The 22,713-nt window shown below is 54.2% G+C and carries 19 protein-coding genes; 10 read left to right on the top strand and 9 right to left on the bottom strand.

Features of this window, described 5'->3' with window-relative positions; genetic code table 11:
* Window positions 1-62: 62 nt before the first annotated feature.
* Together feoB and feoA are read right to left on the bottom strand one after the other, a co-directional pair.
* Window positions 63-2,384: a Fe(2+) transporter permease subunit FeoB gene (feoB, locus tag CMR03_RS09970; RefSeq protein ID WP_096011446.1), complete on the bottom strand. Its 2,322-nt coding sequence runs from the start codon at window positions 2,382-2,384 to the stop codon at window positions 63-65.
* Window positions 2,384-2,608 carry a ferrous iron transporter A gene (gene feoA / locus CMR03_RS09965; protein ID WP_063878097.1) on the bottom strand — a complete coding sequence of 75 codons (225 nt, stop codon included), beginning with the start codon at window positions 2,606-2,608 and terminating at the stop codon, window positions 2,384-2,386. Before feoA ends, feoB begins: the two co-directional genes overlap by 1 nt.
* A 427-nt stretch (window positions 2,609-3,035) precedes the next feature.
* On the opposite strand from feoA, the gene cspE reads away from it, so the two are divergent.
* Window positions 3,036-3,248: a transcription antiterminator/RNA stability regulator CspE gene (gene cspE / locus CMR03_RS09960; RefSeq protein ID WP_014606872.1), complete on the top strand. Its 213-nt coding sequence runs from the start codon at window positions 3,036-3,038 to the stop codon at window positions 3,246-3,248.
* 566 nt (window positions 3,249-3,814) lie between these two features.
* Window positions 3,815-5,476, top strand: a complete 1,662-nt coding sequence (locus tag CMR03_RS09950; RefSeq protein WP_096011444.1) for a methyl-accepting chemotaxis protein — start codon at window positions 3,815-3,817, stop codon at window positions 5,474-5,476.
* Window positions 5,477-5,577: 101 nt separating this feature from the next.
* Here the strand turns inward: CMR03_RS09950 and CMR03_RS09945 are convergent, their stop codons facing one another.
* Window positions 5,578-6,696, bottom strand: coding sequence for an endo-1,4-beta-xylanase (locus CMR03_RS09945; protein WP_244181365.1), 1,119 nt, complete (start codon window positions 6,694-6,696; stop codon window positions 5,578-5,580).
* A 407-nt stretch (window positions 6,697-7,103) separates the two neighbouring features.
* On the opposite strand from CMR03_RS09945, the gene CMR03_RS09940 reads away from it, so the two are divergent.
* Window positions 7,104-8,066: an aldo/keto reductase gene (locus tag CMR03_RS09940; protein ID WP_096011443.1), complete on the top strand. Its 963-nt coding sequence runs from the start codon at window positions 7,104-7,106 to the stop codon at window positions 8,064-8,066.
* A gap of 213 nt (window positions 8,067-8,279) precedes the next feature.
* Window positions 8,280-9,614, top strand: coding sequence for a carbohydrate porin (locus CMR03_RS09935; protein ID WP_096011442.1), 1,335 nt, complete (start codon window positions 8,280-8,282; stop codon window positions 9,612-9,614).
* A gap of 100 nt (window positions 9,615-9,714) precedes the next feature.
* On the opposite strand, the gene CMR03_RS09930 is transcribed toward CMR03_RS09935, so the two are convergent.
* The 5 genes from CMR03_RS09930 to CMR03_RS09910 all read right to left on the bottom strand — a co-directional run bounded on the left by CMR03_RS09930 (window position 9,715) and on the right by CMR03_RS09910 (window position 15,722).
* A complete protein-coding gene (locus CMR03_RS09930; RefSeq protein ID WP_096011441.1) occupies window positions 9,715-10,488 on the bottom strand; it encodes a heme ABC transporter ATP-binding protein in 774 nt (257 codons plus the stop codon).
* Window positions 10,481-11,482, bottom strand: coding sequence for a FecCD family ABC transporter permease (locus CMR03_RS09925; protein ID WP_096011440.1), 1,002 nt, complete (start codon window positions 11,480-11,482; stop codon window positions 10,481-10,483). Before CMR03_RS09925 ends, CMR03_RS09930 begins: the two co-directional genes overlap by 8 nt.
* Window positions 11,475-12,302: a heme/hemin ABC transporter substrate-binding protein gene (locus CMR03_RS09920; protein WP_096011439.1), complete on the bottom strand. Its 828-nt coding sequence runs from the start codon at window positions 12,300-12,302 to the stop codon at window positions 11,475-11,477. Before CMR03_RS09920 ends, CMR03_RS09925 begins: the two co-directional genes overlap by 8 nt.
* Entirely contained in the window at window positions 12,299-13,327 is a 1,029-nt protein-coding gene (locus CMR03_RS09915) for a hemin-degrading factor (protein ID WP_096011438.1), read from the bottom strand. Before CMR03_RS09915 ends, CMR03_RS09920 begins: the two co-directional genes overlap by 4 nt.
* Window positions 13,328-13,388: 61 nt before the next feature.
* A complete protein-coding gene (locus CMR03_RS09910; RefSeq protein ID WP_096011437.1) occupies window positions 13,389-15,722 on the bottom strand; it encodes a TonB-dependent receptor domain-containing protein in 2,334 nt (777 codons plus the stop codon).
* A gap of 408 nt (window positions 15,723-16,130) precedes the next feature.
* On the opposite strand from CMR03_RS09910, the gene CMR03_RS09905 reads away from it, so the two are divergent.
* The 3 genes from CMR03_RS09905 to CMR03_RS09895 all read left to right on the top strand — a co-directional run bounded on the left by CMR03_RS09905 (window position 16,131) and on the right by CMR03_RS09895 (window position 17,784).
* Entirely contained in the window at window positions 16,131-16,442 is a 312-nt protein-coding gene (locus CMR03_RS09905) for a cupin domain-containing protein (protein ID WP_096011436.1), read from the top strand.
* An 87-nt stretch (window positions 16,443-16,529) separates the two neighbouring features.
* Window positions 16,530-17,069 carry a P-loop NTPase family protein gene (locus CMR03_RS09900; RefSeq protein WP_063878090.1) on the top strand — a complete coding sequence of 180 codons (540 nt, stop codon included), beginning with the start codon at window positions 16,530-16,532 and terminating at the stop codon, window positions 17,067-17,069.
* A 187-nt stretch (window positions 17,070-17,256) separates the two neighbouring features.
* The gene (locus tag CMR03_RS09895; protein WP_063878089.1) at window positions 17,257-17,784 is read left to right on the top strand and encodes a GNAT family N-acetyltransferase; all 528 of its coding nucleotides are present in this window, start codon (window positions 17,257-17,259) and stop codon (window positions 17,782-17,784) included.
* Window positions 17,785-17,831: 47 nt separating this feature from the next.
* On the opposite strand, the gene CMR03_RS09890 is transcribed toward CMR03_RS09895, so the two are convergent.
* Complete coding sequence (locus tag CMR03_RS09890; RefSeq protein WP_096011435.1) at window positions 17,832-18,644, bottom strand: IclR family transcriptional regulator; 813 nt, start codon at window positions 18,642-18,644, stop codon at window positions 17,832-17,834.
* Between the two features lie 319 nt (window positions 18,645-18,963).
* On the opposite strand from CMR03_RS09890, the gene CMR03_RS09885 reads away from it, so the two are divergent.
* The 3 genes from CMR03_RS09885 to CMR03_RS09875 are packed head-to-tail and all read left to right on the top strand — an operon-like array spanning window position 18,964 to window position 22,710.
* Window positions 18,964-20,490 carry a sugar ABC transporter ATP-binding protein gene (locus CMR03_RS09885; protein WP_096011434.1) on the top strand — a complete coding sequence of 509 codons (1,527 nt, stop codon included), beginning with the start codon at window positions 18,964-18,966 and terminating at the stop codon, window positions 20,488-20,490.
* A gap of 22 nt (window positions 20,491-20,512) precedes the next feature.
* Complete coding sequence (locus CMR03_RS09880) at window positions 20,513-21,613, top strand: ABC transporter permease (protein WP_063878086.1); 1,101 nt, start codon at window positions 20,513-20,515, stop codon at window positions 21,611-21,613.
* Window positions 21,610-22,710 carry an ABC transporter substrate-binding protein gene (locus CMR03_RS09875; RefSeq protein ID WP_063878085.1) on the top strand — a complete coding sequence of 367 codons (1,101 nt, stop codon included), beginning with the start codon at window positions 21,610-21,612 and terminating at the stop codon, window positions 22,708-22,710. Before CMR03_RS09880 ends, CMR03_RS09875 begins: the two co-directional genes overlap by 4 nt.
* Window positions 22,711-22,713 lie beyond the last annotated feature (3 nt).

Here is a 22,713-nt window from a genome sequence, read left to right as displayed (position 1 = left end):
CAATAAGGTCAACCGCCAGCGATGCGGGTTCAGGGCATCCGGCGGTATCGGATATCAAGAATCTAGCGTCGATGCCGTTGCCCGGTGCAGGTGTGGCAGCCGCCACATCCCCGCGCCGTTGTCGTGCCAGTAAAAGGCATCGTCTTTACGCGCCCGCTAAACCGTCGCAGCAGAACAAACACCACGCTGTTCACCATCACCACGCTGATAAGACAGAGCGAACTCAACCCCGGATGATGGTGAAAACTGACGCTCTGATAAAACAGCGTGGCAACGGAATACGCCACGTTTAAGCCCCAGAAAAACGAAAAGAGCATCCAGTTTCTTCCTGCCTCGCGGGCAATCGCACCCATAACCGACACGCAAGGGACATAGAGCAGCACAAAGATGAGGTAGCTGTAAGCGGCAAAGCCATTGCCAAACTTCGCACTCATCACGCCCATCTGGCTGGCGCTGATCTCGCTGTCTCCTTTGCTGGCTTCAATGGGGTTTGCCAGCGCGGTGAGGCTAAATGCCGCTTTCAGGCTGTCGCCGGTTGCGGTCAGCGCATCACCCAGTTCCCCCAGCAGATCAAAGTGCTGCGGGTCGAAGTCACCGCTTTGCACATCTTCACCGACATAAAGACTGTTCAGGGTTCCGACCACCACTTCCTTTGCCATAATGCCGGTGACCAGCCCCACGGTAGCCTGCCAGTTGTCTGGGGTGACACCGATTGGCCGCAGCGCAGGTGTCACGATCTTGCTGGCAGAAGCCAACGCAGACGCGTTGATATTGTCCACCGTCGAGCCGTTAAACGAAAAGCTGCTCAGCAGCCCGATAACCATGCTGACCAGAATAATGACCCGCCCGGCCCGTATGATAAACATTTTCAGCCGCTGCCAGGTCTGGATCAGCAGGCTTTTCAGATGAGGCCGGTGGTAGACGGGCAGCTCCATAATAAACGGAGAAGCCTCGCCGCGTAGCAGCGTGTTTTTCAGGATGAGCCCGGTGACAATGGCGACAACAATGCCCAGTACATACAGGGAAAAGACCAGGCTGGCGCTGTAAGCCCCAAAGAACGTCGCCGCGAACACGGCGAAAATCGCCAGGCGAGCGCCGCAGGACATAAAGGGCGCAATCAGCACGGTGAGTAAGCGCTCACGGGGTGTATCCAGGGTGCGGGCGCCCATCACAGAGGGGACATTGCAGCCAAAGCCGACGATTAAGGGAACAAAGGATTTACCGGGTAAGCCCAGCGACTGCATCAGGCGATCGATAACAAACGCCGCACGCGCCATATAACCGGAGTCCTCCAGAAACGACAGGAACAGATACATCAGCCCTATCTGAGGCAGAATCGGCAGCACCGTATTGATGCCAGCACCGATTCCCTGCGCCAGAAACACGGTCAGCCAGTCGGGAAAATGAAAGGTATAGCCGAGCCATTGCGTTCCATGGATAAACAGCGCCACCGAGCCGCCGTCAAATATCGGTTGTAGTGCGGCACCGATATTAATCGACAGTACGAACATCAGGTACATCACGCCCAGGAAAACCGGTACACCTGACCATCGGTTGAGCACGATGTTGTCCAGCCTTTCGGTCAGCGCGCCTGGCATTGACTGCTGAATATTACTGACGGTGGCACAGAGGGCGCTGATAGCCTGATAACGGCAGTCGGCGATGACCATTGCCGGATCACCACCGGCTTCCTGGGCAATCTCGGCCAAATGTGGCACGACTGCGGGACAAACCTGGCGGCTGTTGATATCACCTTCCAGCAGCTGTAACGCCAGCCAGCGCTGTTTTTGCACATGGATATCATCAGGCATCATGGCGCGCAGGCGTAAAATCGCTGCCTCAATAGCGGGCGGATAAACCACCGGCAGTGGCGCTATCGCTTTGTGCCAGTCATCAATGGCGGCCTTGAGATGAGCGAGTCCTTCGGCACGCGTGGACGTTAGCGTAACGACCGGGCAGCCCAGCCGGGCTGAGAGCGCGGCGACATCGATGTGGATGTGCCGGCTGGCCGCAATATCCTGCATATTCAGCGCCACAATGCAGGGAACACCCAGCTCCAGCAGTTGAAACGTCAGGAAAAGATGGCTCTCCAGGTTCGAGCTGTCGACCACATTCACAATCAGGTCGGCACGATCGTCGAACAGGTAGCGACAGGCAATGCTCTCATCAACAGAGCCATCCGCCGACAGCGTGGTGAGCGAACGGGTGCCGGGCAGATCAACCAGCCGCACATCCGCCGTTGCCGTAAAAAACTGCCCTTCTTTACGTTCGACAGTGACGCCAGCCCAGTTCCCTACTCGCTGACGCGCGCCGGTAAGCTGGTTAAACAAGGTGGTTTTGCCCGTATTGGGATTACCAATCAGGCCAAGGGTCAAGGTTTTCATCAGTCTATTTCTTCAAGCATCACGGCAGCCAGATCCCGCTGCCTTACCGCAAGGTTGACGCGGCGCGTACGGATTTGCACCGGATCGCCCAACGGCGCTACGCGAACCACCTCAATCAACGTGCCGGGCAGCATTCCCATGGTTAGCAGCTTTTGCCGCCAGGCGGGATGAATGGAATGTTGGTATCCCCCAATACGATAGGTCGTGCGTGGTTTTATTTGCATAGCCTTATTCGATCCAGTAACAACAGAACGCAAATTATACAAATGATAACTATTCTTGTTTCTTGATCTGGATGGGGAGAAACGCAAGGAAACGGAGAAAGGGTTGTGACGACTTACCGCAAGGCAAAAACCCCTGACCGGCCGCCGCCGGGATAAACAGCTGTCCGGGGTTTCGAACCGGCTGTCTGGCCTTTATGACTTAAATAAAATTAAACCTTGCTTAATAAGTTCAACCTCTATAGTGTAGCGACATCGGTTTGGAACACAGACCTTATGAAAGCAGTTTTAGTAAAGCAGTCCTCAGTTCAAGCGTCATTCCCAGATGCCCTTCTTCATGAGCCTCCTCCTAAGTGCCCAATAAGTAAAATCTGCAAAACAGGCCATCTTCGTCACCTTGTGTGGCTCAAAAATGAAAAGGACACCTCTTATGTCGACTAAAATGACTGGTTTAGTAAAATGGTTTAACGCTGATAAAGGCTTCGGCTTTATTTCTCCTCAGGACGGAAGCAAAGATGTATTCGTACATTTCTCTGCTATCCAGAGCAGCGATTTTAAAACTTTAGATGAAGGCCAGAAAGTGGAGTTCTCAATCGAGAACGGCCCTAAAGGTCCTTCAGCTGGCAATGTTGTTGCACTGTAACAACTGACGCCCTCACGACTGCTTACGATAGCGATGATGGCAACAGCCTGAGCAGTTAAGTCGTTGTGAAAAAAACCCGCCTTGTGCGGGTTTTTTAATGCCTGTCATAAACTGCATTCGCCCGCGCGGCAGCCTTGCAGAATATTTTTCGCCCTCCACTGCGCCATAAAGTCTGACATCCGCTAACCTCTGCATCGCTTGCACGAATAACGCCAGTGAGAGAAAAGCGCCGGGCATCATGTTTTCATTCTTATTATTTCAAAGCGTTATTATATTCGCATGAAAATAAATGCCTCTGTTGTGCAACAATAACGACGCATGGGCGCAACCCGTGGACCTTTTTATTATTGTCAGATCACAATAATGTATCTGATGGTACATTTTAGCCGCGCTGCCTTTTATCATTGAGGCGATGTCCCCCAAGGGCTCGCGAACAGCTTCTCTCTTCAGAAAAGCCGCTTTTATTTCTTAGTTACTGTCATAGATCACATTATTTACCGCGTCACTATTAAGCTAATCATTTTAATACCGATATACCTGTATCACCTTTTACCGGGATTACTGCAATGCTTAAAAACCTTAAAATCACGACGGGTATTGTTGCCGTGTTATTTCTTTTTAGTGCGCTATTGACCATTACGGGCTTTCTTTTCTATTCCTCTGTCAGCCAGGCCGGTCGCAATTTTTCGCACACGGAACAACTTACGCTGCAACAACAACAACTCAGCGACAGCGTTCAGACGCTGATCAAGACGCGCGTGACGATCAGTCGCGTGGCGATCCGCTTTCTTAAAAACCAGAAAGATCCCGCATCACTGGCGTCTATTGCCAAGTTGCTGGAGGTGGCGAAGCAGTCCGCCGATAAAGCTGATGAGTATTTCCAGGCTTATAAGACCGCACCCGCATTACCGGGTCAGCATGCTGAGGTGACAAAAAATGTCGAGGCGGCTTACAACAAGATGCACGAGACAATGCTCGCCTCAGTAGACTTTCTGAAAAATAATAATTATCAGGGTTACGGGAATCTTGATGCGCAGGAAGCTCAGGATAATCTGGATAAGGCTTATCAGACATGGCGCAGTGCCAACTACCAGTTAATGAAGCAGATCGCCGCTGAAAACGATAGCAACTACAGCAATATGCTGTGGACGTTGCTGATTATCGCGATCATTGCTCTTGTCACCGTTGCAACTGTTTGGGCCGGTCTGAGAACCCTGCTGCTGAAACCGCTGAGCATGGCCACTGATTACATGCGTGCTATCTCTGCCGGTGATCTGACCCAGGAGATCGCCAGTGAGAGTCAAAACGAAACCGGCAGACTGCTTCGCCAGCTCGAAGAGATGCGCAGTGCGCTGGTTGTCACCATCCGCTCTGTGGATGATGCCACGCAGTCCATTTTTACCGGCGCGGCAGAAGTTTCTGCCGGCAGTACCGATCTCTCCTCGCGCACCGAACAACAGGCGGCAGCCCTTGAGGAAACCGCAGCCAGCATGGAGCAGCTCACCTCAACGGTAAAACTGAACGCGGAAAATGCTCAGCAGGCAACCACCATGGCGAAAGATGCCTCCGTAATGGCCTCGCAGGGTGGGCAAATCGTCGCGAAGGTGATTGCCAACATTGAACAGATAAGTGAAAGCTCAAAACAGATCGCCAGCATTATTGGCATTATTGACAGCATCGCCTTCCAGACCAATATCCTGGCGCTTAACGCCGCAGTGGAAGCCGCGCGTGCCGGCGAACAGGGACGAGGTTTTGCTGTGGTGGCCGGTGAAGTGCGTTCTCTGGCCGGTCGCAGCGCCAGTGCGGCCCAGGAAATACGCACGCTGATTGACCAGTCCACGCAGCGCGTAAACAGTGGTTCGACGCACGCCTCAGAAGCAGGCGATGTGATGGGCAGTATTGTGAATTCCGTTAACAGCGTTACGCAGCTCATGGCAGAGATTGCCTCCGCCTCAGCCGAGCAGACGCGCGGCATTGAGCAGGTGAGTAAAGCGGTGTCTGAAATGGATGGCGTCACGCAGCAAAACGCCGCGCTGGTTGAAGAGTCGGCCAGTGCCGCTGCCTCGCTAGAGGATCAGGCAACGCAGTTACGCCAGTCGGTAGCGGTGTTTAACACAGGCAGAACCCCGGCCGCAGGTCAGAATGTGCTGCGTAAGCCATCGCTGAAGAAGCCTTTAGCGGAGAGCACTAGCGCTGACCTGTCAGCAGAAAACTGGCAGTCCTTCTGATTGCATAGCCGCAGAGCAAGGTTCCGCTCTGCGGCTAAGCCTCTCATCAGATGATAGAGATGACGCCGCTGCGCTATCGCCAGTGGATAGCCGCACGCGCGTCACCCGTGTTGAAGTGATTCGCGCAGTACATGAAGCGCCGCCCAACTGGCCTCTTTAATGCTGCCGTCTTTACCAAACAGCAGTGGCCCGGTCGCCAGCGCGTCCCCCGCCTTCGGTGTCGCAGCCGTGCGGTGCGGCGTGTCCCAAACGCCCCACGTTAAAATAGCGGCAACGCCCGCCTCCAGAACCAGCGAAAGATAGCGTTTATACAGACCGGCAACCGCCATCAGTCGGCTCCCCATCGGCACGCTGCTGTCATCCACGTCCAGTTCGGTGATGTACACCTTCAGGCCAAGCGATTTCACGTCGCGAATAAATGCCGCCAGCCCCGGCCCAAAAGCGGGATGGGGACCGGCTTTGAGATGAGACTGGATGCCGAGCGCGCCAATCGGAATATGTCTGGACTGTAAGTCGCGCAGCATCGCCAGTACCGCCGCCCGTTTTCGCTGCCCATTGGCATCGTCGCTTTCAAGCCCGTAATCGTTGTAGCAGATTACCGCATGGGGATCGGCCTGATGCAGCGCCTCGCAGGCAATATCCATATACCGCGTGCCAAGCCGCTGATACCAGAAACTGTTGCGCCATCCGCCGGGTTGTCCGTCGGCGGGATTGATGATTTCGTTAGCCACGTCCCAACTTTGTATCTGCCCACGATAGCGGCCCGCAACGGTGGAAATATGCTGCCTGAGTACCTTTTCCAGTTCGGTCGGATCGGCAATATCCTGAACCCAGCCAGGAAGGGCGCGATGCCAGCAGAACGTGTGCCCGCGAAGCAATATCCCCTGCTCGCGGGCAAAGGCGGCGATAGCATCAGGGCCGGTGAAATCGTAGCGATCGCGCGCGGGATGGACGGCAATCCATTTTAGTGCGTTTTCCGGGACGATAATGCTCGCCTGACTCGCGACAAACTGCCGATAGCGCGCATCGGATTGCAGACTGTCGGGCCTGACGGCAAAGCCAAACAACAGATGACGGCGGGCGGCAACGGTTTTTAAGGCGGGAAAAGGCGCAGAAGACGCCAAAACAGGTAGCGGCAGCGCGGCACCCAGCATGAGCGCGGCGCTGTTTTTTAGAAACCCACGTCGGTTTGACGACATGAAAGCAGTTTTACGCAGCACGACGACGCCTCCAGATGCCCAATGCATCACATTATGGGCACGGTTGTCCTGCCCTCACTTTTTATAGCCTCAACCCACCTCGCCGTCTGCCGGGATTGTTTGCATTGAGGTTAAGATGCGTTTCAGACTGTAAAAAAGCCATGAGCCTGAGATCCCGTCTGATAACAATGCGGCCCACCCAACCGGTCGTCATCGCGTTCCCTGTCTTCAGGTCCATCAAGAAAAAAGTGACAGGAATACACGTCATCATCTCTGCCTGAAACAGGCAAAAAAGGCGGTGTCATCAATTGCCTCACGGGCGCATTGCATTAGCCTGCCGCACAGGTTGATAACCAGAATTAAATAACGGGGATTTTCCTTTGCTAAGCTGAAAGGCATACCTGATTCGTTTAACCAAGGAGAATGCTATGACGCAGCTTAAAACCCGCCAGCTCGGCAACAGTGGTATTAACGTGCCGCTTCTGACTTTTGGCGGCAACGTCTTTGGCTGGACGGTTGACGAGAAAACCTCGTTTTCCCTGCTCGACGCGCTGGTAGAAAAAGGTCTGTTCTTTATCGATACCGCAGACGTGTATTCGCGCTGGGCGCCCGGCAATCAAGGCGGTGAGTCAGAAACCATTATCGGCAAGTGGCTGAAAAAAAGCGGTAAGCGCGACAAGATCGTCCTGGCAACCAAAGTCGGTATCGAAATGTCACCGGATAAAAAGGGGCTGAAACCTGACTATATCCACCAGGCTGTGGAGGATTCACTGCGCCGCCTGCAAACGGATGTGATCGATCTGTACCAGGCACACCGTGACGACGAATCCACCCCGCTGGCTGATACGCTTAATGCCTTCGATGCGCTGATTAAAGCCGGCAAAGTGCGGGCCATCGGTGCCTCCAATTACAGCGCGACGCGGTTACAGGAGGCGCTGGACATCAGCAAGCAGCAGGGGCTGGCGCGCTATGAAACCCTGCAACCGGAATACAACCTTTATGACCGTGAAGGCTATGAAAGTGAGCTGGAGCAGGTCGCCCGCGACAATCATCTTGGCGTCATCAACTACTACGCCCTCGCCAGCGGCTTTCTGAGCGGTAAATACAAGAAACCGCAGGATGCCGCCAAGAGTCAGCGCGGCCAAGGGATTGTAGATAAATACCTGAATGAACGCGGCCTGCGCATCGTTGAGGCGTTAGAAGACGTGGCCGCCTCACATGATGCCTCGGCCACGCAGGTCGCTCTGGCCTGGCTGATTGCGCGTCCAGGCATTACGGCACCGATTGTCAGCGCCACCTCACTGCAACAGCTCGATGAACTGGTCAAGGCCACGGAACTGATGTTAAGTAAGCAAGAAATCGAAGAGCTTTCCCGCGCCAGCAAGGCCTGAGTCAAAGGGGATGCTACGGCATCCCTTTTTTTATGCTTCCTCGCATTAAATGCCTTTTCTGTTAAAAACATATTCGTTCAGAGAGACCTGTCACAATTGCGTTAATCGTTTATTGTTTTGAGGTTATATACGCACGGATTTGCAAAAACTGACATTTCACCAGCACTATCCTCTGCCCGGTCAATTACTGTCATTCACACAAGAATAACGATCATGAATACTCAAAAAGCAGTGCAGTTTATGCCTCGTCTGGCCGCGGGCAGCCTGATGTTTGCGATGCTGAGCGCCTCCGCGCTGGCCGCCGATGCCTTTAGCTATGATTCCCCCTATATGTTCGGTGACTGGAACGGCTCGCGGACACAACTGGAACAAGACGGCATCAAATTCGACGTTAACTACACCATGGAAAGCGCGGCGAATCTTGGCGGCGGAGCCGATACCAATACGTCGATGCGTTACAGCGATCAGTGGGCATTCGGTGCCAATTTCGATCTGCAAAAGCTCCTCGACTGGCAGGATACGCAGTTCCAGGTGACCATCACTGATCGTAATGGCCGTAACATCTCCGATCAGGTTGCCGATCGCCGCACCGGGATGCTCTCCTCCACGCAGGAAGTGTACGGCCGCGGTCAGACCTGGCGACTGACGCAGTTCTGGTTAAGCAAAGGTCTGTTCGATAACACGGTCAATGTTAAAGCCGGCCGGGTTACCGTCGGGGAAGACTTTGATAACTTTGACAGCAAGTTTCAGAACCTGGCATTCGGCAGCGGTCAGGCCGGTAACTGGCGCGGCGATCGCTGGTTTAACTGGCCGGTATCCCAGTGGGGCGGACGGGTAAAAATTAACTTTACCCCTGAGGTATTTTTCCAGGTCGGTTTCTACAATCAGAACCGCGCTAACTACGATCGCGGCGACGGTTTCCGCCTTGATACCAACAACTCAGAAGGCAATCTGGTGCCGGTCGAACTGGGCTGGAAACCGACTTTCGGGCCAGATAATCTGCCGGGTAACTATCGCATCGGCTACTACTATTCGTCCGCGAATGGCGATAACTACGGTAGCTGGCAAGATGGCGCTTACCAGCAAAAAGATCATGCTTATGGCGGCTATGTGCTGTTACAGCAGCAGCTTACCGCACAGGGTGGCGATGCCAGCCGCGGCCTGGGCGTCAGCATTCAGGCGGTCATGAACGATCACAAAACCGCTAAAACCGATAACTACCAGTCCATTAGCTTCACCTGGAAAGGGCCGTTTGATGCGCGTCCGCGGGATGAAATAGGTGTCGGTGCGGCGCGCATTCATGTTAACAGCGCCTATTCCCGTGCGCTGCGTCAACAGAATGACGCCAGCGGTCAGACCGACTTCAACAGTCCCACCTACCTGCCGATTCAGGAGGGTGCGGAATACAACTATGAAATTTACTATAACGCCCAGTTGACCAAATGGTTGCAACTGCGTCCTAACCTGCAATATGTGGTGGCGCCGGGCGCCGTCAGTGAGGTGAAAGATGCCTTTGTCGGCGGCATCAGCGCTAACGTGAACTTCTGATTCTCTTCCTGTCCACTGAGGGATGGGCCAATGCGACGCGACAGATAACCTGCCAGCCGCAAATGGACTGATGGATGATGGCTTAACGCCATCATCCTGTTCAAGCCAGTAACTGAATTTGTGGCCTGCCCCTCTGCATAACAACCTCAAGCTCGGCCTGATACCAGCGCCTCAGTTCGGCCTCCGTCATGACCGCCTGCGGTGTACCTTGTGCTACCAGCTTTCCCTGATGCAGTAATAAAACGCGATCGGACCACAACGATGCCTGATTAAGATCGTGCAGCACGGTGCAGACGCTGAAATCTCCGCTGCGCGTCAACCGATGTAACAAACGCAGGCTGTGCTGCTGCCAGAACAGATCCAGTGCCGAGGTAGGCTCATCCAAAAACAGCCAACCACGTGGGCCGTCGTCGTGCCATAACTGCGCAAGAACGCGCGCAAGTTGGATTCTTTGCTGCTCCCCGCCGGAGAGCGAACGGTAATCGCGGTGCGCCAGTTCAAGACTTCCGGTCAGGTGCATGACGTCCTTAACGACAGCGGCTGAGAACTGGGCGGGCCAGGGTGATCTTCCCATCGTCACCACCTCCTGCGCCTGTATCGAAAAGGTCATGCTGTTCTGCTGACGCATCACCGCGCGGCACTGAGCCAGCACGTCACGCGGCCAGTGATGTAGAGGACGATCACCCAGTCTGCATTCCCCACTCGTCGGCGTCAAAAAACCGGTCATCAGGCGCAGCAATGTGGATTTCCCTGCCCCGTTAGGACCAATCAGTGCGACCATTTCGCCAGGCGGCAGGCTGAAAGAAATCTCATCAATGAGCCGCCGTTTGCCATAGCCGAAGCACAGGTTAGTTGTCTGCAGAGACTCACCCATTGATTCCCCCTTGCTGGCGCAAAATCAGCCAGAGAAACCAGGTACCACCTATCAGACTGGTCAGCAGGCCAACCGGCATTTCTGCAGGAATAACCAGAGTCCGCGCCAGGGTGTCGGCCAGCAACAGCAAAATGGCGCCAGCCAACGCTGAGCCAGGTAACATCCACCGATGATCGCTGCCCAGACAAAAGCGCATCACGTGCGGCACCACTAATCCGAGAAAACCAATAATGCCACTGACTGACACGGCCGTCCCGACCAACAATGCACTGAGCACTAAAAGTACATGCTGCGTGCGTCTGACGTTAATGCCCATGTAGTGCGCATCTTCTTCGCCCAGTTGTAGCAGGTTCAGATGACGCGCACGGGTCTGAATCGCAACCAATGCAGGGACAATCAGCGCGGCACATATCAACAGCCCAGGCCATTGTGCCGCGCTCAGGCTACCCATGCCCCACAGTGCCAGCTGACGTAACTGCTGATCGTTGCTGATCCAGGACAGCACCCCCACTGCGGCACCACACAGTGCATTAATAGCAATACCCACCAGGAGAAGGCGCGACAGGTTGCCCTGTGCCAGTTGGCTGAAGCTAAAAATCAGCAGTGTCACAACCAGACTGCCCACAAAAGCCGCAACCATAGGCAGCCATAGCGCCAGCAACGGCGGCAGACTAACAGGTAAAATAATCGCCACAGCCACAGCCAGGCCGGCACCGCTGCTTATCCCCAGCAGGCCGGGGTCGGCCAGAGGATTACGGAACAACCCCTGCATCACCGCGCCGGCAACCGCCAACGCCATGCCCAGCAGCACCGCCAGCAAAACCCGTGGCAGACGGATATTGAGCCAGATTTTCCACACGATATCCTCAGACGAGGCATGATAAAGCGTGCGGAAAGACAACGGCATGGCACCAAAACCGGCGGCTATCAGCATGCAAAACACCATGCTAATCCCCATCAACAGCAGCCAGCGCGCCCCTCCTCTGCTAATCATGTTTCACCGCTTCAGCAGCACGGCGCAACTGACGAATCGCCGAAGGTGTGTCCAGCCCAAAATCCAGCAATGCCATTTCATCAACAACAAAAAAAGCGTGATGACGGCCGGCCGGGGTGAGAGCCAAACCGGGCAGCGACCAGAGTTTATCTTCACCACCCAGTGTGCGCAGGCCATCTTCTCCCACCACAACCAAATCGGGCGCGGCTGCGACGATGCCTTCCTGTGACAACGTCTGATAGTGCGGTACGGCCGCCATTGCATTGATTAGGCCAGCGCTACGGATTGCACCGTCCGCACCGGTTTGCGTCCCTGCCGCCAGCGTATTCATTCCCTGATGCGCCATAATAAACAGCACTTTCACGGGCAGCGGTTGTGTTGGCAATGCAGCAATCTGCTTATTCAGTTTTTCATTCAACGCCTTCGCTTGATTTTCACGCTTCAGCGCATGACCAATGGTGGCAATTTTTTCTGCTATCGCATCAATGTTGTTCTGTCCGGTAACCTCTACAACGTTGACGCCCGCCTCTTTCAACTGCTGTAAAACCAGCGAGGGTTTTGCCAGTTCGCTGACCAATACCAGCGTGGGTTTAAACGCCAGAATGCCTTCCGCATTAAGCTGCCGCATATAGCCAATATTTGGCAATTTATTCACCTGAGCCGGATGCTGACTGGTGCTGTCACGGGCAACGAGATCCTGTTGTCCGCCAAGTGCATAAATAATTTGCGTAACGTCACCGCCAATGGATATTACCCGTTCAACCGCCAGCCCTGGCAGTGACAGCGACAGTGTTGTTAGCAGTAGCAGGAGCCGGGTCATACGACAGTATCCTCTGTCAGGGACATCACTTGCTCACGCCAGCGCGACTGTTCCGGCTTGCCTTCATTTCGTTGGCCATACAACTGTGCAATCTGCGTACCATCGGCAGCAAACAGTTCAAGACTAGTCACAATTCCGTCACTGGCTGGTTTACGCGTCACCCAGCTTTCGCTGATTTTGTCGGCCATCAGATGCAGAGTGAAACCAGGATTAAAAATATTAATCCAGTTATCCACTGGCACCAGCCTTTCCACCGGACCGGTAAAAATCTGGGTGCACCCGCGGTTGCCAATAAAGATCATTATCTCATTAGCGTCCTGCTGAGCCAGGGACAGAAGTTGTGTCAGCGCAGTGTTACTTACCTGTCGTGCCAGCTCATCAGGCACAGCCTGGAAAGCCTGAGATCGCGAAAGGTTATGGCGTTTCAGCAGCCCAAAAAACTGATGTACATCGGTCATCGCACGCCATTCTTCTGTCAGTTTACTGGCATCCGATACCGGGCTGTATTGCGGCGCGCTCACGGGTAAAGGCTCAGACTCAGGTAGCCCATCTATGATAAATTCAGCAATCAGCGCACTCCATGCCATCATATCTGTCTGATCGGTAACGTAGATTTTCAGCACGGCATCGGCATAGCGATCAAAAATTTGAATGCTCTGTCGCTCGCCGTAAACCGTATGCTCGTGTAAAAAAAACGCCTGATGCCATTGTTGTAAGAAGAAGCGCTGATCGAGTGCGCGTGGATTGAGAATCAGACCGGCGTGATGACCCAAATGCAGATTCTGATATTTTCCCACTTGCTCATGCACGGCAAAGGCATTGCGGGTAATACTTAAGGTTTCACCAACTGCTTCCAGTCGGGCCAGCAACGTCGGAAAGTCGGCTCGCAGCATGGTTGCATCATGTCCAATACGTGCGGCACAAAGTTGGGCTTCACCAATGCCCATTCGTCCGGCCAGGTCACGGGCAGAACGTTTTGGCTCGTCGGCTTTTAAGGTCAGATACTGTTGATAATATTGGTTCATTACGTTTATCCCACGCAGCTTATTGTAAAAACGCCCCGGATCATTACAGGGCGAGAAGCGATTAAAAATCGACGTTTACGCCTAACTGAAAAGTACGGCCCGGCATCACAGATAAATTAATATCGTTGCGTTCCTGCGCTGTGCCGCTGGTCAGCGTACGGCTACTCAAATAATCCCAGTACTTGCGATTAGTGAGGTTATAAATGCCACCACTCAGCCTGACAGCTTTTGCCACTTGCCAGTAAGCAGTAGCATCGACCATACCGTAACCGGGAACCCGCCTGTACTCGCTGGTAGGATCGGCAAGCGTCGTACCGGTATTACTGTAATTTTCACGGCTTGTCGCCGTAGCCTGTTTACCCTTTACAAAGGTGGCGGTTAGCGCTGCGCCATAACCATGTTGTCTGTCGTCCCAGGCCAGCCCAACAATGGCTTTAAGCGGGGCTACGCTGTCGAGATCGATGTATTTGTCACCTAAATAGCTGGACTTCGATTTCCCCTGGTTATAGCCCAAAGCAAAAGTACTGCTCAGTCCGTCAACCTGCGGGAACCAGGCGCCATACTCCACCTTGCTTGAGATCTCTGCCCCGTAGATATAAGCCTTGTCACGGTTTTCAGCCTGAAAACTGGTGTAGATGTTACGTGGCACATTCACGAACATCTCCGGGTTGGTGGCGCGGCGATACCGCGTATAGGCAATGAAGTTTTTATACTGGTTATAGAATACGGAGGTGTTAACTGTTATGCCTTTCGTCGCCTGCCCTTTTAGCCCCCATTCAATATTGTCGCTGGTTTCCGTTTTCAGATCGGTATTACCAATCAACGCATATTGCTGACTGCCGGCATAGCTTGACCCCAGATTCCATGAGCCATACAGCTGGCTGGGTGTAGGAAACTCAACACCGCGTTTATACTGGATCCAGGTGGTTAAGGTCGGCATCACATCGTATTGCAACGTCAGGGAGGGCAGCAGTTGGGTATCAGCGTTCGTTTTGCTATAAAGCTTCTCAACCTGCTCGCTGGTCAGAACGGTACTGCCGTGAGTCAGATCGCCAAGGTCTTTCGGCTGAGTACGTTGATACATCACCCTTACGCCGGGAATAATGGCAGCGTTATGGTTATTAAGATCAAAGTTAATCTTGTCCTGAAGAAAACCCGCAGCTGTCCATGCGCGACTGTCTGACTGCGGCTGGGTAATTACACCCGTTGCGTCAGATGGCGGAGCCTGGCGAAATGGACGCTCGGTATTATTCAGCCGCGTGTTAAAACCCGCACTTAACTCATGGCGACCCAGCGTTTTACTGGCGCGCGTGTCAAAACCATAGGTGTCAACGTTGTAATCAGAATAAACGAAGCCAAACTCACCTGGACTGGTTGGCAGATACGTATTGTCGTGGGCCTGAGTTTGCTGCCAGTAAACCCGTGTCGTCAGGGTATCAATAACGCCGCTGTCCGGTGTCCATTCATCAGCGAGGTTGATGCCCAAACGACGCGTATCACTCTGTTGCTGCGCGCTTCCCCAGACGGCATTACCTCTGCCATCCCAGATATCGTAATGGCTGTGAAGTGTTTTCTGATAATAATCAACATTGGCGCTCAATTTATGTTGATCGTTGGGCTGCCAAATCCCGGAAGCCATAAAAGCGTTCGAATGCCAGTTGGCCGGAAAAGCCTGTTTCACACCGCTGTTATTCCGGGTTTGCTGGCCATCGCGGCGACTGTAAACCAGCAATCCGCGCCATTCATCATCCCCTGCAGCTGCCGTTATTCCGTTGTGCCAGCTGTGATCATCTGAACTGTAATTGCTCTGATAACCCAACCAGCTCTCCCTGACACTACTGAGGTAATCATCCGGTGATTTATTATGAAACGACACGTTGCCACCAATTGCGGTATTCGGCTGCTCTACAGAGGTTGCTCCTTTCTCAATATCAACGCTGTTAAACATGTAGGGATCGATATAGTCACGCCCAATACCAAAGGTATTGTTACCTGAACGGCTAACGTAAGGACGGCCCGTGGCATCCGGAATCGGTATACCGTCAATATCCAGCCCGACCCGGTTACTTTCCAGACCGCGGATGTTGTAACCTGTGTAACCGGAACGGTCAAAACCACTTTTACCTGCCGACGATCCTCCGGCTGCACCGGTGGCGCTAATTAGCGGCTCGTAACGCATTATCGAGCCGAAGTCATTTGCTGCACGCCTTTGCAGGTCGCCCGCTGTCAGTGTAGTTTTGCTCCCAGCCTGTTGCTTCGGGGCGATAACGGTCATCGTGGGTTCACTGGCCGCATTGTCATCAGCAGCATAACTGCATGCGGCATGAACGGCTGATGATAAAACTGCCACGCGCAACAGGTGCTGGCAGGTGGATCCCTGAGGAAGTAAAGACATGTGCGAATTACCTGATTAATAGTTAGTATTCGCTCACTTGCTGGCTTAAAGAAAAATGGTTTTCTGGTCGATCACCGTAAAAAATTGCTGGAATTGTTATGTACTTTTTTACGTCGAAAGAATTTAATGCAATTAATAATCATTATCAATAACATTCATTACAAGATTGCTCGTGCACCGCACTAAACTTAGCGCCACAATAATCAGCAAGGCTAACTGAGGATCGTGATGTCTGAGCTGGCAGCAGCAACAGGTAAAGCTCGCGCCTGTTTTTTCATCCTGTCAGCGAGCTGAAAAACCTTCGGTGGCGTCATCATCACCCCACAAATAGCCGCAATTTTTTGCAAGTCACGCCCTGGCTGATGCGCTATAACTCGCCTCACATGCGTTCAGACCAGCAGGGAACAGATGAAAACGTTTATCAGCAAAACTTTCACCGCCGAAAAGGCCTGGGGTGCCGTCGACATTGCCAATTTTGAGGGCACCACCGTGCGGCTTCACTGGACGGATAAGCCCTATAAATGGCATATCAATGATGGTCAGGAAGTGTTTGCCGTCATGGATGGCTGCGTAGACATGCATTATCGGGAAGCGGGAGAAACAAAGAAAATCCGCTTAGAAACGGGCGATATTTTTTATGCCAGCACTGGAACCGAGCACGTCGCCCATCCGCAGGGTGAAGCAAGAGTGCTGGTGATTGAAAAAGAAGGGTCAGTATAATCTTCCTGAATTTTGCCCCGCGCGCCTGGCGGTGTGCAATCCGCCACAGCCGCCCGCCGCAGGGCCAGCAGACAGAAGGGCGCCGCCATGAGCGCATTAATAACGCTTGAGAATCTGGGGCCGCGCATCTGTATTATGGGGCCGTCTAACAGCGGGAAATCAACGCTTGCGAGCGCGCTCGCACGTAAAACCGCCCTGCCTGCCATTCATCTTGATCAACTTTATCACCTGCCCCATACCGACTGGCAGCCAAGAGATGAGGCTGAGTTTTTGCATTTACATCATCAGGCCATCCATCAGGATTGCTGGGTGATGGACGGCAACTACACCAACTGTCTTAACGCAAGGCTGGCGCGGGCAACCGGCTACATTCTTCTTGATGTATCCACGCTCGTCAGTTTGCTGCGTTATTTCAGACGTTGCTACGCCAGCTCCCCCCGCCAGGGCGGGCTTGAGGGCGGGGTGGATAGCGTGAAAGGGGCAATGATAAAGCACATCGCGTTGATTACCCCCGCAAACCGCAGGCGCTACCAGACACTGTACTCGGGCCTCGATCTGCCAAAATGCTTTTTGCAGGGCCAAAAGGCCATTGATGATGCCTACAGAGGCTGGAATTTGTCAGCCTGACCTGCGTATTCTTCTTGATATTCACTGCCGCACTGAACCATGGGTCCGGGGGAGGTGCGCAGCGTAACGCGCCCACCGCTTGCGTGCTGCAAGCCGGGGAGAGATTCGGTTAATGATCGCGGCGTGCGGCAATGCATATTCTGCTGCCGCTGCGCTTTTGCAACGCAACAGGCAGGGAAACAGGGAAATGAAAATCATCCTGGCAGAAGACAGCCATGTTCCGGCAATACACCAGATTTACGCCTACCACGTCTTACGGGGTACAGGCAGTTTTGAAATCGTTCCGCCCGACGAGGCAGAGATAGCCAGCCGACTGGAAAAACTTCGCGCCGCCGGGCTGCCCTGGTTCGTCGCGGTGAGTGAAGGACAGGTTTGTGGTTACTGCTATCTGGGCTTTTACCGGCCCCGTTATGCCTACCGGTTTACCCTTGAAGACTCTCTGTATATCGATCCGGCATTTCAGGGAAAAGGCATCGGTAAACGCCTGCTGGCCCATGCTATCGACTGGGCTGAAACGCGTGGTTTTCGCCAGATGGTGGGGAATGTGGGTGACAGCGCCAACGCAGCCTCCATTGCCCTGCACCGCGCCGCCGGTTTCAGCGTGATCGGTACGCTGACGTCAGTGGGATTCAAGCACGGCCGCTGGCTGGATACGGTGCTGATGCAGCGCGCGCTCGGTGCCGGGGACGGCTCGCTGCCCGAAAACGAAGCATAACGCCGTGGTGACAACCTGCGGCTGGCGGCAGCATGAAAAGGCCGTTCTCAGGCGGTGCAACCCAGCTCCTCTGAAATGGCCTGCGCCGTGGCAACCACCTTCGCCATCAGGTTTTTCGCACCAATCTGTTGCAGCTTCGCCGTCGGCAGCGAGACCGATACCGCATAAGGGACACGCTGCTGGATATCAAACACCGGCGCGGCAATACAGGTGACGCCCAGTTCATTTTCTTCACGATCCATCGCGGTGCGCTGCTGAAGAATATCGTTAAGTTCCCGCTGCATCTCAGGCAGCGTGGTAATGGTATTTTTCGTCAGTTGCTCAATGCTGTCCTGATGATTTTGCCAGTATTGCAGCAGGTACTCTTCGCTGCCCCAGGCCAGAAAGATTTTTCCCATGGCCGAACAGTAAAGCGGCATATGCTGACCGATATAGGCACGGGTACGCATCATGCCGGTCGTGGGTTCTAACTTGTTGATCAGGACTACGTGGTCATCTTCACGGCTGGAGAAGTTCACGGTTTCGCCCACGTCCAGATTCAGTTTTTCCAGATGTGGCGCGGCGACGTGAATAATATTGAGCGACGACAGCGCCTTCTGCCCGACCGAAATAAACTTGGTGGTTAAGCGATAGCTACCAGGCGAAGGTGCCTGCGTCACGTAACCACTGCTGTGCAATCCCTGTAGCAGGCGGTGTACGGTGCTTTTGTTCATTCCAGACAGTTCAGCAAGATGGGCCAGCGGGCAACCGTTGGGATAATTACTCAATAATTCAATTAACTGCAGGCCACGAAACAGGCTCTGTGTCCCTAATGGCTTATCGCCCTTCGTTTCCTTTGCTTTATCCACTTTCACCGCCATCCACCGATCCTCTCCGTTTCTCACTTCCTGAACGCGCTAACGCATGATGTTAACTCATGGCATAGCGGCTGGGAATCTTTCGCTTTTTTAGTGTGGCCGGACAGGTCTGTTCCGTCCTGGCAGAAGTGCGTTGTTCATCACAAATTCAAAACAATATTTTAACTTACTGTTTCTTATGAATAAATATCCGCTCTGCTTCTTTGCTTTTCCCCGGCGGCAGGAATACTATTTTTTGGAATAGTATTTCACATATTGAAATTAGCAACGAGCGGTCGCCGCTCTTGCTGCTGATACTCACCAGGCGTCACGGGAGGCAGGAATGCAACCTCATCCGGATAAACCGGTTCTTACACTCAGCCATATCACTAAACGCTTCGGCGGTAACGCTGCGGTTAACGATGTGAGCCTGGACGTTTTCCCCGGCGAAGTCGTGGCGCTATTGGGGGAAAACGGCGCAGGTAAATCCACGCTGATCAAAGTGCTGGCTGGCGTGTACACCAGTGATGAAGGGCAAATTACCTTTCAGGGCAACGTCACGGCATCCGCCGCTGCGTTAAAAACCGCCACCACCCAACCCATTGCGTTTATTCATCAGGATCTCGGACTGATTGAGTGGATGACCGTGGCGGAAAATATGGCGCTGGTCATGGGATTCAGCCGCCGTTTTGGTCTGGTTAACTGGCGGGCGGTGCGTGAGCGAGCGCGTTTGGCCCTGGAAGAAGTGGGCATTCAGCTGGACCCCGATGCCCGCGTCTTTGAACTGTCGCGCACCGAGAAATCGCTGCTGGCCATCGCCCGTGCCGTGGCGGTCAACGCCGAAGTGCTGGTGCTGGATGAGCCGACCGCCTCGCTGCCCGCCAATGACGTGCGTCATCTGTTTGGCGTAATCGAGCGCCTGAAAAGCCGCAACGTCGGCATGATTTATGTGACACATCGCCTGGATGAGGTGATTGAGATTGCCGACCGTATTTGCGTGATGCGTGACGGTAAACGGGTGGCAGAGGGCGTAACGGCAGATTACCAGCTTCACGATCTGGTCGAAATGATTGTGGGCGAGGCGCTGGAAAGCAATCAGCGCCTTGCCCTGCCCGAAGCCCGCCCGCCTGTACTGTCGCTGGACAAGCTGTGCATCGATGAAGTCGGCCCGGTCTCTTTCAGCCTGCAACCCGGCGAGATGCTGGCGCTGGCAGGCCTGCGCGGTGCCGGTCAGGAAGAGATTGGTCGGATGCTGTTTGGTCTGAAGCAGTCCACCAGCGGGGAGGTTATCTTCCGCGACCAATCCTGCCACCCGCGCTCCCCGCGTGAGGCGATGGCCGCGGGCATCTCGTTTGTGGCGGGCGATCGCACCGGCGAAAGCCTGGTGATGTCGATGAGCGTGCGCGAGAACCTGTTTATTAATCCTTGCGCCAGCGGTCATCGGCTGATGTCCCATTACGGTCGCCGCGCTGAGGTCGGGGCCAGTTGGTGGAAAGTCCAGCTGTTCGATGTGCGTCCCAAAGACGTGAACCTGGATATCAGCGCCCTGTCCGGCGGCAACCAACAGAAAGTGGTGATGGCACGCTGGATGCACCTGAATGCGCCGCTGCTGATTCTTGAAGATCCCACTGCCGGTGTGGACGTCGGCGCACGTGAAGAGATTTATCACCTGCTCAATAAAGCCCTCGCTGAAGGCGTGGCGGTGCTGGTGATTTCCAATGACCTTGAAGAAATTGCTCATATCTGCAACCGCGCTCTGGTGTTTAACCGGGGCCAGGTGGTCGGTGAACTGAGAAATGAACAGGTTACCTTTGCAGGTTTACTGGAGCTGGCCTCAGCCAGTTCTGCTGCCCCATTAGCTACCGTCTGAACAGGCAGTCAGGAGAAACGATATGTCTAAAACCTCGGTGAAATCTACCGCACTCGAACAACGGGTCAGCCTTGCCCAGCATGGCTTTGCGCCGTGGTCGATGCAGATCCTCACCCGCTACGGGTTACTGCTGTTGTGCGTGCTGTTAGCGTTAATGTTTTCAGTCCTGTCCCCCACTTTTGCCTCGATGTTAACCGTGCAGGCGATTCTGTCCAGTAAGGCAAAAATTGCACTGCTGGCGCTGGCGGCCACGTTGCCGATGATCGTTGGCAAAATCGACCTGAACGTCGGCTTTGGCATCGTGCTGTGGCACATTCTGGCCATTACGCTGCAGGTGGAATACGGTTTTTCCTGGCAGATGGCGGTGCTGACGGTGCTGGTATTGTCAGCGCTGTATGGCCTGCTAAACGGTATTCTGGTGGCGCTGGCAGACATTGACAGCTTTGTCGCCACGCTCGGCTCCGGCACGGTGCTGTATGCCATTGCGCTGTGGCACTCCGGCGGACGACAGATTGTGGGCGACTTGCCGGACGCCTTCAGTGCCCTGCACAGCACGGAAATTGTTGGCATCCCGATTGGCGCATTTTATGTGCTGGGCCTGGCGCTGGTGTTATGGCTGGTCACCGAGCATACGCCGCTGGGCAGATGCATGTATGCCGTGGGCGGTAATCCCGTAGCGGCCCGACTCAACGGGATTGCCGTTAATAAATACGTGATTGGCTCCTTTATCGCCTCCAGCGTCATTACCGGCTTTAGCGGCGTGCTGATCGCCGCCGAACAGGGCGTCGGCCAGGCCAGCGTCGGCATGGATTACCTGCTGCCTGCCCTAGTGGGCGCGTTTCTGGGCAGCACCACCATTCGTCCGGGACGGGTTAACGTCTGGGGCACCGTGGTGGGGATTGCCATTCTGGCTATCGGTATCGCCGGTATCCAGCAATTTGGCGGGGCCTTCTGGGTTGAGCCTTTGTTTAACGGCGCCACGCTGCTGCTGTCGATTACGCTTGCCGGTTACGCCCAGCGTCGCCGTATGTTGAACCAAAAAGCCGTCGTGCGCAGTCAGGGCACGCCAGCGACCACACCTGACCCACAGCAAAAAACCATCACACCAGGGAACTCATTATGAAAAATCCGGTATTTGGTCTTTCTCTCGTTGCCATGTTGGTAGCCTCTCTGCCCGCACATGCAGACAGCTATCTGGAACAAGCCACCGCGGCCGTCGCCAAAGCCACGTCCAGCGCCACCACCTGGGACGGTCCCACCACAGGACCTAAGCTTCAGGCGAATAAGAAACTGATTTTTATTGCCTCTGATATGAAAAACGGCGGCGTACAGGGCGTGCAACAGGGGCTGAGCGAGGCGGCGAAAGTCGCCGGATGGAAGCTGGATACGCTGGACGGCGCGGGATCGGTGAAAGATCAGCTCGCTGCCCTGAATCAGGCTATCGCCCAACGTCCTGACGGCATCATTATTGGCGGCTGGAACCCCAACGTCGCCAAAATGCCGCTTAAAAAAGCCGTGCAGCAAAAGATTGTGCTGATGGCGTGGCATGCGGAACCCGCCCCGGGGCCGATTAAGCAGTACGGCATTACGGATAACATTACCTCGGACTCAAACGAGGTGGCCCGCCTGGCGGCACAGTACGCCGTGGTGAAATCGGGCGGCAAAGCCCAGGTCATTATCTTTACCGACTCGCTGTATAAAATCGCACTGGATAAAGCCAATGCGATGAAGCAGGAAATTGAAAAATGCAGCGAGTGTAAGGTCATCGACTTTATTGATACGCCACTGGCCGATACCTCTAACCGTATGCCGTCGCTGACCTTCAGCCTGTTACAGAAGTACGGCGACCGTTGGCAGTATTCGCTGGCGATCAACGATCTCTATTTCGACTTTATGGCACCGGCGCTGAAAACCGCAGGCAAAGGCGGTAAAAACGCGCCTTACAACATCTCCGCAGGCGATGGGTCCATCTCGGCCTTCCAGCGCATTCGCAATGGGGAAAGCCAGGTCGCCACCGTGGCTGAACCGTTAAAACTGCACGGCTGGCAGCTGCTGGATGAGTTCAACCGCGCCTTCGCCGGTCAACCGCCTTCGGGCTATGTGACGCCCGCGCACTTAATTACCCAGGAAAACATTAGCCGGGATGGCGGGCCGCAGAACAATTACGATCCCGAAAACGGTTATCAGGCGCATTACAAAACCATCTGGGGCGTGAAGTAACGG

Origin of the sequence: Pantoea allii (assembly GCF_002307475.1) — a bacterium.
In the GTDB taxonomy this organism is placed as follows: Bacteria; Pseudomonadota; Gammaproteobacteria; order Enterobacterales; family Enterobacteriaceae; genus Pantoea; species Pantoea allii.
The sequence above is the reverse complement of the archived record's forward strand: the minus strand, read 5'-3'. Positions and strand labels throughout refer to the sequence as shown.

What these genes read in the sequence shown, in the direction of transcription:
- cspE (WP_014606872.1), top strand. Translation starts at nt 3,036, where the DNA reads ATGTCGACTAAAATGACTGGTTTAGTAAAATGGTTTAACGCTGATAAA.
- CMR03_RS09880 (WP_063878086.1), top strand. Translation starts at nt 20,513, where the DNA reads ATGTCTAAAACCTCGGTGAAATCTACCGCACTCGAACAACGGGTCAGC.
- CMR03_RS09900 (WP_063878090.1), top strand. Translation starts at nt 16,530, where the DNA reads ATGAGCGCATTAATAACGCTTGAGAATCTGGGGCCGCGCATCTGTATT.
- CMR03_RS09930 (WP_096011441.1), bottom strand. Translation starts at nt 10,488, where the DNA reads ATGGGTGAGTCTCTGCAGACAACTAACCTGTGCTTCGGCTATGGCAAA.
- CMR03_RS09935 (WP_096011442.1), top strand. Translation starts at nt 8,280, where the DNA reads ATGAATACTCAAAAAGCAGTGCAGTTTATGCCTCGTCTGGCCGCGGGC.
- CMR03_RS09915 (WP_096011438.1), bottom strand. Translation starts at nt 13,327, where the DNA reads ATGAACCAATATTATCAACAGTATCTGACCTTAAAAGCCGACGAGCCA.
- CMR03_RS09905 (WP_096011436.1), top strand. Translation starts at nt 16,131, where the DNA reads ATGAAAACGTTTATCAGCAAAACTTTCACCGCCGAAAAGGCCTGGGGT.
- feoA (WP_063878097.1), bottom strand. Translation starts at nt 2,608, where the DNA reads ATGCAAATAAAACCACGCACGACCTATCGTATTGGGGGATACCAACAT.
- CMR03_RS09920 (WP_096011439.1), bottom strand. Translation starts at nt 12,302, where the DNA reads ATGACCCGGCTCCTGCTACTGCTAACAACACTGTCGCTGTCACTGCCA.
- CMR03_RS09925 (WP_096011440.1), bottom strand. Translation starts at nt 11,482, where the DNA reads ATGATTAGCAGAGGAGGGGCGCGCTGGCTGCTGTTGATGGGGATTAGC.
- CMR03_RS09950 (WP_096011444.1), top strand. Translation starts at nt 3,815, where the DNA reads ATGCTTAAAAACCTTAAAATCACGACGGGTATTGTTGCCGTGTTATTT.
- CMR03_RS09895 (WP_063878089.1), top strand. Translation starts at nt 17,257, where the DNA reads ATGAAAATCATCCTGGCAGAAGACAGCCATGTTCCGGCAATACACCAG.
- CMR03_RS09940 (WP_096011443.1), top strand. Translation starts at nt 7,104, where the DNA reads ATGACGCAGCTTAAAACCCGCCAGCTCGGCAACAGTGGTATTAACGTG.
- CMR03_RS09875 (WP_063878085.1), top strand. Translation starts at nt 21,610, where the DNA reads ATGAAAAATCCGGTATTTGGTCTTTCTCTCGTTGCCATGTTGGTAGCC.
- CMR03_RS09910 (WP_096011437.1), bottom strand. Translation starts at nt 15,722, where the DNA reads ATGTCTTTACTTCCTCAGGGATCCACCTGCCAGCACCTGTTGCGCGTG.
- CMR03_RS09885 (WP_096011434.1), top strand. Translation starts at nt 18,964, where the DNA reads ATGCAACCTCATCCGGATAAACCGGTTCTTACACTCAGCCATATCACT.
- CMR03_RS09890 (WP_096011435.1), bottom strand. Translation starts at nt 18,644, where the DNA reads ATGGCGGTGAAAGTGGATAAAGCAAAGGAAACGAAGGGCGATAAGCCA.
- feoB (WP_096011446.1), bottom strand. Translation starts at nt 2,384, where the DNA reads ATGAAAACCTTGACCCTTGGCCTGATTGGTAATCCCAATACGGGCAAA.